The 13,817-nt window shown below is 36.2% G+C and carries 11 protein-coding genes; 10 read left to right on the top strand and 1 reads right to left on the bottom strand.

Going from position 1 to position 13,817, the window contains the following annotated elements:
• The 7 genes from BM097_RS10065 (at window position 1) to BM097_RS10035 (ending at window position 7,457) form a co-directional block, all read left to right on the top strand.
• Window positions 1-1,074, top strand: coding sequence for a WaaS/CpsH family glycosyltransferase (locus BM097_RS10065; protein WP_090548920.1), 1,074 nt, complete (start codon window positions 1-3; stop codon window positions 1,072-1,074).
• A gap of 81 nt (window positions 1,075-1,155) precedes the next feature.
• On the top strand, window positions 1,156-2,010 hold the full coding sequence (locus BM097_RS10060) for an NAD-dependent epimerase/dehydratase family protein (RefSeq protein ID WP_090548918.1): 855 nt from the start codon (window positions 1,156-1,158) through the stop codon (window positions 2,008-2,010).
• 33 nt (window positions 2,011-2,043) lie between these two features.
• Complete coding sequence (locus BM097_RS10055; RefSeq protein WP_090548911.1) at window positions 2,044-2,994, top strand: glycosyltransferase family 2 protein; 951 nt, start codon at window positions 2,044-2,046, stop codon at window positions 2,992-2,994.
• Between the two features lie 88 nt (window positions 2,995-3,082).
• The gene (locus BM097_RS10050; RefSeq protein ID WP_090548908.1) at window positions 3,083-3,613 is read left to right on the top strand and encodes a hypothetical protein; all 531 of its coding nucleotides are present in this window, start codon (window positions 3,083-3,085) and stop codon (window positions 3,611-3,613) included.
• Window positions 3,614-3,781: 168 nt separating this feature from the next.
• Window positions 3,782-5,188, top strand: coding sequence for a hypothetical protein (locus BM097_RS10045; RefSeq protein ID WP_090548905.1), 1,407 nt, complete (start codon window positions 3,782-3,784; stop codon window positions 5,186-5,188).
• Window positions 5,189-5,204: 16 nt separating this feature from the next.
• Window positions 5,205-5,849, top strand: a complete 645-nt coding sequence (locus tag BM097_RS10040; RefSeq protein WP_090548902.1) for an acylneuraminate cytidylyltransferase family protein — start codon at window positions 5,205-5,207, stop codon at window positions 5,847-5,849.
• Window positions 5,850-5,870: 21 nt separating this feature from the next.
• Complete coding sequence (locus tag BM097_RS10035) at window positions 5,871-7,457, top strand: aldolase catalytic domain-containing protein (RefSeq protein WP_090548899.1); 1,587 nt, start codon at window positions 5,871-5,873, stop codon at window positions 7,455-7,457.
• Window positions 7,458-7,476: 19 nt separating this feature from the next.
• Here BM097_RS10035 and murJ read toward each other — a convergent pair whose 3' ends face one another.
• Window positions 7,477-9,012, bottom strand: a complete 1,536-nt coding sequence (gene murJ / locus BM097_RS10030) for a murein biosynthesis integral membrane protein MurJ (RefSeq protein WP_090548896.1) — start codon at window positions 9,010-9,012, stop codon at window positions 7,477-7,479.
• 136 nt (window positions 9,013-9,148) lie between these two features.
• Here murJ and BM097_RS10025 point away from each other — a divergent pair, with 136 nt between their 5' ends.
• From BM097_RS10025 to BM097_RS10015, 3 genes are read left to right on the top strand one after another with little or no spacing between them, the layout of a single operon-like run.
• Window positions 9,149-10,855 carry a hypothetical protein gene (locus BM097_RS10025; RefSeq protein ID WP_090548893.1) on the top strand — a complete coding sequence of 569 codons (1,707 nt, stop codon included), beginning with the start codon at window positions 9,149-9,151 and terminating at the stop codon, window positions 10,853-10,855.
• 18 nt (window positions 10,856-10,873) lie between these two features.
• The gene (locus BM097_RS10020) at window positions 10,874-11,908 is read left to right on the top strand and encodes a bifunctional glycosyltransferase family 2/GtrA family protein (protein WP_177197430.1); all 1,035 of its coding nucleotides are present in this window, start codon (window positions 10,874-10,876) and stop codon (window positions 11,906-11,908) included.
• A gap of 3 nt (window positions 11,909-11,911) precedes the next feature.
• Entirely contained in the window at window positions 11,912-13,810 is a 1,899-nt protein-coding gene (locus tag BM097_RS10015; protein ID WP_090548888.1) for a hypothetical protein, read from the top strand.
• Window positions 13,811-13,817 lie beyond the last annotated feature (7 nt).

Below are 13,817 nucleotides of genomic sequence, written 5' to 3'. Positions count from 1 at the left end.
ATGCAACCGATTTTTGACTACAATGTAGACCTAAAACTGAAAAATATTTTGATTATTATGCCTAAGTTCTATTCTTATCAGACCAAGATTCATGATGATTTGATAGCGCGAGGGGCTAACGTGGCATTTTATGATGAAGAGCCTGAAAAGACCAGATTTTTGATTTTAAAGAATCTAGAGAAGTTCTTGAAAAAGGATAATATCTTTAAAAAATTCAACAATCAATTGAAGGATAGGATAATAGCAGAAATGCCTGCTGGAGGCTATGACTATTTCCTTGTTATCAGAGGAAATGTCCTTACTGATGATGTGATTAAGGATATTAAAGAACAGGCATTAAAACCAGGTGCAAAGACTATTTATTATTCTTGGGATTCATTTGAGAATATGCGACATAAGGGAGAATTGGGAAGATTGTTTGACAGACGTGCAACCTTTGATTCTGTCGATGCAAAAAACAATCCTGATTATGAATTAATCCCTTTGTTTTACTCAGATGATTTTGATGCCAACAAACTGGAAAAACAAGCAGAATATAAATACGATTATGTAAGTGTTTCTGCATTTTTCCCATTTAGATATAGATATTTCAAGGCTTTCAAAAAAGCTAATCCTGACAAGAAGCTGGCATTAAAGCTTTATCTGGCGCCAAGCGTTTATCGTGGCAAAAAGCTTAGAGATCCAAAGCTTGTTAAGGATCTTGATATGGATATTATCAGCTTTACTCCATTTGCAGCAGATTCCATTAGGGATATGTGTCTTCATTCAAAGGCAGTCCTTGATCTTGCATCAGAAAATCAGCAGGGTTTGACAATGCGTACAATGGAGACACTTGGAATCAAGAGAAAGTTGGTTACAAACAACATATATTTAAAAGACTATGAGTTCTATAATGAAAATAACCATACTGTACTTACAGACCTGGCTGCCAAGGCCGACCAGGCCGAAGCCACCGGCGACTACTCAGCCTTCGTCCTACCCGACACAGACTGGCTAGACAACCCATATGCGGAAAACGAATCAATCCGCAAGAAATACAGCATTCATGCATGGCTAGACAACCTCTTCGCCTAGGCTTCTCCCTTAGTAGGGAGAAGCTGTCAGCGCAGCTGACTGATGAGGGTATGATTCTCGCTAGCCCCAAAGGAGAACACTATGAAATACCTAATAACAGGCGCCAACGGCTACATAGGTCAAGGCGTTGTAAAGACAATGCTAGACCTTGGAGCTGAAGTCATCGCCACTGATTTTCACACAGATGATGTAGACTCCAGAGCAAAGAGAATAGATGCAGATATCTTCACTTTAGAAGACCCATATGGCTATTTTGAAAAGCCAGATGTAGTAATTCATTTGGCTTGGCGTGATGGCTTCAGACATGCATCAGAAAATCACATGAAGGATTTGCCACATCATTATGAGTTCCTAGAGAAGATGTGTAGGGCTGGAATTAGAAAGCTTTGTGTAATGGGAACAATGCATGAGGTAGGCTTTATGGAGGGCTGTATTAAGGCAGATACTCCATGCGCACCTCAGTCCTTATATGGGATTGCAAAAAATGCATTGAGACAGGCCACAGTTCTTTTGTGCAAGGAAACAGGAGTAAAACTTCAGTGGCTTAGAGGCTACTACATTGTAGGTAACGCACATAAGGGTTGTAGCATTTTTTCTAAGCTTACAGCAGCGGCTGAGGCAGGAGATGTTACATTCCCATTTACTACAGGACAGAATCAGTTTGATTTTACAGATTATGATTTATTCTGTGAGCAGGTTGCAAAGGCATCTATGCAGGATGAGGTACTTGGCATCATTGAATGTTGTACAGGTAAGCCTATGAAGTTGGCAGATCGAGTTGAAAAATTCATCGAAGACAACGGCTACAGCATCAGCCTAGCCTACGGTACCTTCCCAGACCGCCCATACGACAGCAAAGCCGTCTGGGGCGACAACACCAAAATCGACCAAATCCTAAAGGCTTCCCCTTTTGGGGGAAGCTGTCAGCGCAGCTGACTGATGAGGGTGTAACTAAAAGGAGATAGAAAAATGAAACCTATATTATACATAGTAATACCATGCTACAACGAGGAAGAGGTTCTACCAATTACAGCACCATTATTCTTAGATAAAATAAAGGAATTAGTAAGCCTAGATAAGATTGATGATAAATCCCGCGTAATGTTCGTAAACGACGGCTCAAAAGATAAAACCTGGGACATCATCAAAGACCTGGCAATGCAGGATGAGCACTTCGTCGGAATCACACAGAGCCGTAATCGCGGACATCAGAACGCTGTTCTTGCAGGCCTTATGGAAGCAAAGGAGCTTTGTGATATTACAATATCTATTGACTGTGATGGACAGGATGATATCAATGCCATGAACGAAATGGTAGATGCATACGCTGATGGTTGTGAAATTGTATACGGTGTTCGTAGCAAGCGCGATACAGATACATTCTTTAAGAGATTCACAGCAGAAAGCTTTTATAAGCTACTTAACAGCATGGGCGCAGAGGTTGTATATAATCATGCAGATTATAGATTGGTTTCAAGCCGTGTGCTTGATGAATTTGCAAACTATAAAGAGGTTAATATCTTCCTTAGAGGAATGTTCCCACTTGTAGGTTTCAAGAGCACTAGTGTGTATTACGAGCGTAATGAGCGTATCGCAGGTGAGAGCCACTATCCACTATCAAAGATGTTATCACTTGCATTTGATGGTATCACATCACTTAGTATCAAGCCTATTCGCATGATTACTGGTTTTGGTGTTTTTGTGGCATTTATCAGCCTTATACTTTTAATTTATTCAGTAGTTCAGCACTTCCTTGGAAATACACTTGGTGGTTGGTCTAGTATCATGGTAGCAGTATGCTTCCTTGGTGGAATTCAGCTTATTTCCCTTGGCGTTATCGGCGAATATGTGGGCAAAACATATATGGAAACAAAGCAACGACCACGCTATATAATCAGTGAGAAAACTTACGAAAAATAAAACAATTTTTCACAACTTTACCTTGATTTGGACATATTGTTAATATAGAATTATTCTAAATAATAATATAATTTAGGAGGGGAATGGAATGAAGAAATTTGTTAAGGCTTTATCATTAGCATTAGCTACTCTCATGGCCGTTTCAGTATTCACAATTGACAGTTTTGCAATGTCAGCTCAGGGCGAGGCTCATAGAAGAGAGCTCACAAGCGACGAAGTTAAGACTATCTACACAGTATTTAATGCTAAAGAATACGCTGCAATGTATCCAGATGTTCAGAAGGAGCTTGGAGATGATGAACTTACACTCTTCACACACTTCGTTACATTTGGTATTTGGGAGCAGAGACAGCCAACAGTTGCTTTTAACGTAGATGTATACGCTTCAAGAAATTCTGATCTTCAGGCTGTTTATGGAGACGATATCGTAGGATATTACCTTCATTATGCAAACACAAAAAAGACAGAAGGCTGGAGACCAATTCCTACAAAGCGTGATGCATTATGGAATAACTGCACTATCTACAGTGTATACGATTTCGTAAAGGGCCAAACAGGTCCTAAGGCAGGAGCAGTTCCTGTACAGACACTTAACTACCATCCAGGTATTGATGACTAAGGGAGTTAGGGATTAACAGATCATAACAAGAGATAGAGGTTGGGATTTACAAGGATTCCAACCTCTTTTTTTATAGCTAATTCCAAATTCCCCAGATTTTACAAACTAAATATATAGTGTATAATATGACGCGAAAGACATAATCTAAAAAAGAGAGGAAGGTATAACATGCAAGCTCCTTCGATAGAGAATTTTTTAGCTTTCGAGAGAAAATACAATTGTAATAATATAAAGGTAAATGGAATACCGGTATGGACTTTATATCGATATGAAATACATAACACAATCAAAAAATATACTGTAGGAAGAGAAGAAGGTACACAGACTCCTTTTAGTAAAAAAGAGCTGCTTAACATGGCAATGAACGCTTTGAAGCCTCTTCCACACAAAAAAGTTGATGTTTTGTTTGTTGCTGATGGAAGAAGAAATCGCAATATCGAAACAGGTGTATACGAAAATATATTTTTTGATGAAGTCTCAAAGCAATTCAACAGTCTTCTAGTAGAACATCCTGATAATCATACTCATTTACAGCCTAATGGTATGAATAATGTGTTCTTTACAGATAGAGTAGCATTTAAAACTAACATTGCTGTAAAGTTGGCAAATCGCTTTAATACAAAAAAGAAACAACAGTACACCGATGCTGTAAAAAACAGCTATGGAAATATATTTGTAGAAATAGAGAAAACATTTGGCACTGATATAGCTGATGAATTAATAGATGGATTTGTTGAGCGAATATTCTATTATGAGATTACCAAAAAGTATTGTTCTCAAATACTTGATAGAGTGCAGCCAAAGCTTATAATGGAGCTTTGCTATTATTCTATGGAATCATTTGCATATAGTGCATTGGGAAAGGAGAGAGGCATTCCTACAGCTGAATACGCCCATGGCTTTGCCTTTCCAACATTAACCCCTATGCAGTTTAATCCCGAGGATAATTCTGAGGTTTTACCAGATCATGAGCTCATATACAGTAGAACACAGGAAGAAATAGTTCATTTGCCATCAAAAGTTAAGATGCATACGGTGGGCTTTCCTTTCTTTGAAAGAGAAAGAGAAAAGTATAAGTCTAAGTATCCTAAAGAAGAAAAAACTATTTGTTTTATTTCTACAGAGCGTGAAGGTATTTATATCAGCAAGATTGCAGCAGATTTAGCGGAAAAAGTGGGAGATGAATATCGTATTATATATAAATTACACCCAAAGGAATTTGGATTTTATAAAGAGAGATATCCATGGTTATTAGATAAAAAGGTGGATATAATTGATACACTTGATAATCATATTTTTAGATATCTGGCAGAAAGTAATGTTACCGTAAGTACTGTTTCCGCGTCAGTGTGGGAAAGTATAGGCTTTGGATGTGGCACGATTCTTCTCGATATAGGAGAAACTGCAAGAAATATGGCATATTTAATAGAAGGTTACAACGTACCAATTGTAGAAAATGCCGAACAGATTATTGATATACTAGATAATGATAAGGTTGTATATGTTGATCCAGAAAGTATTTTTGAACCAAATGCTATGGATAACATCTGCAATTTTATAAAGGATTTTATTTAAGATTGGAGATATTCAAATGAAAATCGTTGCAATAATGCCAATTAAACTTAAAAATGAAAGATGTCCTGGAAAGAACACAAGAATGCTTGGAACAAAGCCACTGTTGCAATATGAGCTTGATAGTCTCAAAGAAACAGGGTTATGTGATAGCATTAATGTATATTGCAGTTCTGAAGATGTGGTGCCATATCTTCCAGAAGGTGTTAATTTTGTTAAGAGGCCAGAAGTATTAGATTTACCAACTTCTAATTTTTCACAGATATTTGAGACCTTTATGAATGAAGTAGATGCTGATATTTATGTATATGCTCATGCCACAGCACCATTCATTAAGAAAGAAACAATGGAACAGTGTATTAATGCAGTTAAATCAGGTGAATATGACTCAGCATTTTGTGCACTGAAGCTTCAAGACTATTTGTGGCAGAATGGTGAGCCACTTAATTTTGACGCTACTAATGTGCCACGTACTCAGGATTTAACACCAATATACCAGGAAACATCAGGTGTATATGTATTTACAAAGGATGTATTTAAGAACAAACACCGTAGAATAGGTGATAAGCCTTATGTAAGTGAAGTTTCCTTTAAGGAAGCTGTAGATATCGATAATCCAGAGGACTTTATTTTGGCAGAAAAGATTGTTGATATAGATTTATAATCCATATGGAGGAATTATTTAATGGATAGAATAAAAGTATTAGATGTAACCCTTAGAGATGGTGGTTGCGTAAATGATTTTAATTTCGGACAGGACTACATGGAAAAGATATTAGCAGCTCAGGAAGCAGCAAATATCGATATTATCGAGATGGGTTACATTGATGATAAGGATGGCTCTAAAGAAGGTAGAACAAAATTTATTAATGATACTGCCATAAAGGAAAGCATTCTTAAGAATAAAAAGCCAGGTATCAAATATGTGGCCATGATAGACTATGGCAAGTTTGATGTAAATAATCTAGCTCCAAGAGGTGAAGATACAATCGATGGTATCAGAATGGCTTTTCATAAAAAAGACCGTTTTAACATGATAGAAAAAGCAAGAATTATCATGTCTAAGGGTTATGAATTTTATATTCAGCCTATGATTACTATGCGTTATACAGATAAAGAACTGTTAGAGCTTATTGAAACAGTAAACGAGCAACTTGCAGATGCAAGTGGATTTTATATTGTAGATAGCTTTGGTGAAATGAGACCTAACGATATGGAGCGTATGCTTAATCTTGTAGATTATAATTTGATACGTTCAATGCCAATTGGATTCCATTCACATAACAATTTACAGTTATCATATTCAAATGCTATTTCAATGCTTCAATTCCCTACAACAAGAGAGATTATGGTTGATAGTTCAATCATGGGAATGGGTAAAGGTGCAGGAAATCTTAATACTGAATTATTACTAGAGCATTTAAACTTGTTCTACGGTGGAAAATACACTGTGCAGCCACTTCTTGATGTAATAGATAAAGTTATTAATCAGTTACACAATGAATTTTACTGGGGCTACGCACCAGAGTATTATTTATCATCAGCTAATCACTGTACACCTAGCTATGCTAGCTATTACTTCAATAAGCACATGCTTCCAATAGATCAGGTAAGCGAGCTTTTAAATATGCTTGCAGAGGAAAAGAAGATATCTTTTGATAAGGTGTATGCAGAGAATGTATATCTTGAGTATAACAAGAGCAAATCTGTAGACGATGAAAGTGCTGTTAAAGATATTAAAGCGTCAGTTGAAGGTAAGCGTGTCCTTCTTGTTGCGCCTGGTAGAAGTGTAATTGAGGCTCAGGATAAGATAGCTGAATTGATTAAAGAAGAGGATGTGTTAAGCATAGGTCTTAACAGCACTCTTCCTATAGATTTTGATTATCAGCTTACTACAAGAACAGAAGCATATAACAAGGCTGTTGCAGAAGCCAAGAATGTTATTGTACCATCTAATATTTCTAAAGGTGGAAGAGGAAATGTTAAGGTGCTTGATTACAGCAAGTGGATTGATGTAGATGAGCAGACACATGATTCTGCCGCTGTAATAGCTGTCAATTTACTTCGTAAATGCGAAGCCAAGGAATTGTTACTTGCAGGCTTTGATGGATTCTCAGTAGATATTAATGAGAACTACTATGATGCATCTATGAGACATCCATATAATGCGGAGGAAGCACAAAAGCGAAATGCTTATCACAAGAAATTATTTAACAGAGTAAGAGAAGAAGGAACAAAGGTAGAGTTTATCACACCTTCTAAATATGAGTAAAATAAAAGGAATGAGGTTATTAGGCCTCATTCCTTTTAAGTTTAGATAAAAGCTTTTCTTTTATAGCATATACTTCATCAATTTTCATAACGTTAAGTATAAGTGCGTAAACACCTAGTCCTAACACAGCAGAAAGTACAAAGATAATAATATTGCTATTGAAGAATTGTTTAATCACAAGTATAAGTATAACCAACACAAATGCTCCTGGAATCTGTTTTAAAAGAGTAGGTAAAAACTGACTGATTGTATATTCCGGCATATGTTTTTTAATCATATGTGAATTAATGAAAAAGTTTACAGTCAAACATATGGAGCTTGCAATTGAAACACCCATAATACCAATATATCTGGATAAGATGATACTGCTTATAATGTTAACTGCCACAGCAAAGGAACCAGTTATCATAGGTCCTTTTGTATCCTTAAAGGAATATAAAACTCTGATTACGATATCTCTGACGCCTGAACTGGTGAAGCCAACGGCATAACCTATTAAGGCTGCACTGGTCATGACTAATGAATCCTTATTAAAATTACCTCTAAAGTATGCGATAGACACAATTTCTTTTGAACACATGCAGGTGATAATAGTAATTGGAATCATCAAACAAATCATTGAATTAATAGCAAACTTCATTGTTGCACTAAGCTGTTCCTTATTGTCTTCTGCAATGTAGTTTGCAAAGTTTACATACAAAATATCAACAACATTATTGATTAAAACGATACAAACAAAATCTTCCAATGAAACTGCATAAGAAAGAGCAGTGGCACTACCATGGGCTAATCCTGTTGAAATAGAGTTATCTACTATCTTGTTAATCTGAGAAACAGAACCTCCAATAAAAATAGGTAGAGCAGTGATTAACACCGTTTTTACTTCTGGTACTTCGGATATACGTACAAATGAATATTTGAAATATCTGCGACCACGAATAATTAGTAAAGCTCCAAATATAATATAGCTAAGATACTGAGCTAATACCAAAGAACCAACAGCTAAGCTTTTGTAAAATACGATACAGCAAATTATAGTAATAGAACTTGTAATGAAGGATTCTGTACGGCTTACAACAAAATCTTTGTTGGAATCCATTAATGATGTCCATATAAGCGTAATTACAGCAAATAAAAAGAATGGATAACAAATCTGTAGATAGTGCTGCAACAAAATTGATTCTGTAGGACTGTAAGTAGGTGCTAACATTTTTGCAATGATAGGTGTAAGCATATACACTAACAAAAGCACTAGTAGAACTATTGGGAGCAGAAGCTCTAAACAGGCTGATATGATTTTGGATGCAGCTTCCCTACCCTTTTGTACTAGAGTATGAGTGTAAATACTAACGATTGATAATGTTATAGATTTGATAAAGGCTGAAGATAGCATACCAACGAAGTTGAATGCAACATTGTAAATATCTGTTTCGAATGTTGTACCGAAATAATAAGCTATAACAGCTTGTTTTACAAACCCTAATGCCTTAAAGCATAAGGTTAAAACGGTAAGTATGGCAGTGGTTGCCATAATACCATGAGTCTTTTTTGCCATAATGACCTCCAAATAATGCAAGAATCGTTGCAATAATTGCAACGAAGTAAGTAAATTATACAATAGACTACTAGCATAAGCAAAGATAATAGTTTAAAATATAAAAGACTATGAGTATAAATAGGTGGTCTTTAATATGATTACAATAGAAGATAATAAGAATAACATTTTCAAAATAATAATTGCAGCGATAATAGTGATGTTGTCTTATGCCACTATTTCTTATGGTTTTTATGTGGACGAGAATGGTCTGTTATCTATTTATAAGGGGATATATCAGGGGCAGCATATGTTTGTAGATAGTTGGGAGACACTACAGACAGGTGGCTTGCTTACCTATCCTTTGCTTGCATTATACTATCAGGTGCTACAGCCGCTGTTTGCATCCTTATCTTTGAATATAGGATTAGTCTTATATATGCGTATTTGTTATATGACAGTACGTCTAATCATATCAGTCTATCTTTATATAGTGCTAGTTGATAGCGATTACGAAAAGGGAGCATTCCCAGCAGTTATTTTCTATTACATGTTTGTGATAGGCTGGAAGGATTTCTCATATAAATCATACTGTGATTTTGCAATGGTTCTTATAATGTGCTATATGTTCAGGTTTTACAAGACTAGAAAGATCGTGTACGGACTACTGACAGCTATTGCAGCCAGCGTGGCAGTAGTGGCTTATCCATCTATGATAATAATGGCCGTATTTATTGGAGTGTTATGGCTTTATCTTGTAATAAAGGATGAGGCACCTACACTTACAGTGGTGTTATACGTCATTACATGTTTTGTGCTTGGCGGATTAGTACTTGTTTATTTGCAATTTACTAGCGGATTAGGAAATGTAATAGCACAGCTTCCGAATCTAGGTAATCAGGATTATGATTATCCAGTATATATTTGCTTTGGAATAATGCTTTTATCTTATGGTGTATTTGCAGTGATTGCTTATATTCCAATAGTATTTGTGTGGATACTTAATAAGCTAAGAGGCATTGATGAATATGCTGAAAAGGCTATCTTAACACTATATTTTATTATCTTTATGATATCAGCGTGCTTACTTAGAATAGAAGGCATCAGCACATCCAGATTTATATATGGTTGCTTGATAATCTTTTTCTGGTTCCCTTATTTTATGAGGGATAAAGAAAAAAGTGAATTTGTCAAAATAGGTTCATTTGCCACTAGACAGGATGAGGACAAGATGGCTATGTGGACTGTGTTTGTTATTTCAGTGGTCGCTCAGATTGTTTGGTCTGTTTTTAATAATCAGCAAGTAACAGAGCCAGGATATATGACTCTTTATGTAGTAATTATGATGATTCTTCTATTCTGTGAGGAGAGGCACGAGTACTTCGGCCTGAAGAACTTCCTTGTATTAGTTGCTATGTTCTTTATGGGAATTTGGGTGGCAGATAGTAACGGTGGATTCTGTCATGTGTTTGAAAGAATGATTTACGTTACTGAAGGAGAATTAAAGGGCGTAGCACTTCCACAGGATGAATACGAGGTTAATGATGTTGTCATTAATCTTTTGGAAGAAAATGTAACAGCTGACAATAAATTGCTGGTTGCATTTGGAGCTAATTGTGCAGGCTACTTAAATAGTAATGCTTGGCAGGCTACATATTCAGTTTATGCAAGGACACAGCTTAATACTAAGCTGATAGATTATTATAAGATTAATCCTGATAATATGGCTGATTATGTTCTTCTTGATACCGGCCATGATAAATATCAGTATTTTGTTGATAATGAAACAGGTAAATACTTGCTTGAAACATATACACACGAGGTTGCTCGTGAAGGTGATTTTGTATTATTAAGTAAGGAATAGATGTAAAGGGATTTAATGATGAAAAAAGAATTAATAGTAATACCAGCATACCAGCCATTAGAAAGTCTTGTGCCTCTTACAGAGGAGATATTTGAGTACTTTGAAAATGTATTAGTAATTGATGATGGCGGTAAGGCAGAGTATGCTCATATTTTTAAAAAGCTTGAGGAAATGGGAGCAATTATTATTACCCATGCAATTAATCAGGGTAAAGGACGCGCCCTTAAATCGGCAGTAAACTACTGTTTGCTTCATCCTGAGATTGCTGAAGCAGGAATAATTACAGTAGATGCGGACGGCCAGCATAGACCAGCAGATATTGTGCGAATAGCAGATTGTATGGAAGCTCATCCAAATGATGTGGTATTAGGATGTAGAAAGTTTGATACCAATAATGTTCCATGGAAAAGCCGTATGGGCAATGGGATTTCTCGCAAGGTTTACAAATGGGCATGTGGAATCAATGTATCAGATACACAGACTGGCCTTAGAGGTTTACCATTTAGCTTCCTTGAAATTGCAGCAAAATGTGATGGAGAGAAATACGAATACGAGACAAACATGCTTTTAGATATTAAGAGCAATGGTGTTGGAATACAGGAAGTTACAATTGAAACAGTTTACGAGAATAACAACGAGTCGTCTCATTTTAATCCGGTTAGAGATTCTATTAGGATTTATAGCATTATCATTAAGTACTCATTTGCATCACTGTTTTCCGCATTGATTGATTATATTGTATTCATAATTGCAGGTGCTTGTGGCGCGCCAATTATGATTGCAACTTACATAGCTAGAGCTTGTTCTTGCTTGATTAATTTTACATTAAACAAGAATGTTGTTTTCAAAGGAAAGGGAAACACAGGAGCACAGCTTGCTAAATATTTAGTACTTGTAGTTGTTTCTGGAACAATTTCTGGTTGGGCAGTAACAAATTTGGCGGCACTACTTCCTATGGTTGCGCCAGTAATCATTAAGGTCCCAGTGGAAATAATTTTGTATTTATTTAATTATACAATTCAGAGAGCATTTATATTTAAAAGCAAGGAGTAAATGATGCTTGCGATTATTATTTTTCTTTTAGTGATATCAGCATTCAGCTTTTTTGCGGCATTTAGATTAGGACGTACATTTGAAAGCACTATGCCTATTTCATGTATGGGCATAGTGTTGTTTCTGTTTTTGTGCGGCATGTGTAATCTGTTGGGGATTGGCTGGATAATAGTGTGTGTGGCAGCTGTGGCCATGTACGTATATACGTTTTATTGGATAGGTAAGAATGGAGTAACTCCTACATTAAAAAAGAATATTTTTAATTTAATCACGCCTGGAACTATTATTTTTGCGGTCTTGGCAATTTTAATTGCTTACTTCAACAAGGATAGACTGGCTATGCATACCGATGAGTTCTCTCACTGGCTTGATACAGTGGTAATCATGACAGGTATTGATGCATTTGGAACAGCACCAGGCTCTACAGCAATCTTTCCATCTTATCCACCTGCAATGTCATTGTTTCAGTATTTACTTGAAAAGATTAATATGACTGTAACTGGCGATTTCGCAGAATGGAAGGTGTACTACGCATACCAACTATTTGCAGTATCAGTAATGATATGGTTTGCCGGTATGAAGGATATGCCAATTTCAAAGAAGCTTGTTGGAATAATAAGCTGGCCAATATGCCTATTTATTCCATTATATTTCTTTGCCGAGGTCTACTCTTCATTGTACATAGATCCATTTTTGGGAATCCTTGGAGGATGCGGATTCGCTGCTATCTCTGTTACTAAAAATAAGGATTGGTTGTACAGTACCTATGTGGGCATGTTATGTGCAGTGCTTACTATCTCTAAAGATGTGGGTATTTATTTGGCAATGTTTGTATCACTATATTATTTCATTGATTATATATCTAGAAATAAGGTGGCAGATATACAGCGAAGCCCAAAGAGTATAGCAAAATACAGTGTTTGCTGCCTTATTCCGATGCTTGCTATGATAGCTGCAAAGCTGTTATGGAAGATTGAGTTGGCGGTAAGTGACACAGCCCAAAAGTTTAGCCAGCCATTTGATATAGCAGGAACTATTGATACTATAAAAGGTAATGGTAGTGAGTTTTACACTACAGTTTATGATAACTTTAGAGCTGCTATTACCTATAGATATATTTATTACGAAAGAATTGGCTTTAATTACACTGCTATCATGTTTTTGTTTGTTGTAGCTTTTGTATGCTTACATGTTAGCTTGTACAGGCGAGGGGTTCTTAGCAAAGCGTCAGCAATTGCAGGTGCCATTGTACCGGGTATTGCAATCATTGCATATATATTATCTATGTTTCCACTTTACATATCCCGCTTCGTAGAAGAGGAGGCTATCAATCTGGCGTCCTTCGATAGATATTGCGGTATAATGTTTTTGACTGGAATGTTACTTATGTTTTGGCTTCTTAGAGATATGCTTATTGATATGGATGGCAAGGTACTTCCGGTATTGTTAGCATGCTTGATGCTTCTTAGCGTTCGCCATAGCAAATTAGATGATATAGACTATTATGTGAGCCGTAGATCAGTTGAGGATTCATTAGCTTTTAGGCAGAATGTAAATGCTCTTGCAGCGGTGATAAATAGCGAATGTCAGGAGAATGCCAGAATCCTGGTTATTGGCGAAAGTAGCGATGATTTATATACACCAGTTCTTTCTACAATATGTAAGCCACGATGGTTCATGGAAAGTTCTGTATATTTTAATGCCACACTCGATGAAAATGATGAGGTAGGCATGAGTGTAGAAGATTTTAAAGAATTGCTTAAGAATAATTTTGATTATGTAGCAATTTATAGCCCTACAGAAGCAATAACTGATTACTACGCTAGTATATTTGCTAACGGAAATGTAGTAGATGCATTGCAATTGTACAAGGTAGATAATCAGGGGAATCTTTATCAGTAAAGAGGTA

Source organism: Pseudobutyrivibrio sp. OR37 (assembly GCF_900113655.1).
Classification (GTDB): domain Bacteria; phylum Bacillota; class Clostridia; order Lachnospirales; family Lachnospiraceae; genus Pseudobutyrivibrio.
Note: the sequence above shows the minus strand (reverse complement) of the source record. Positions and strands in the feature narration are given on the sequence as shown.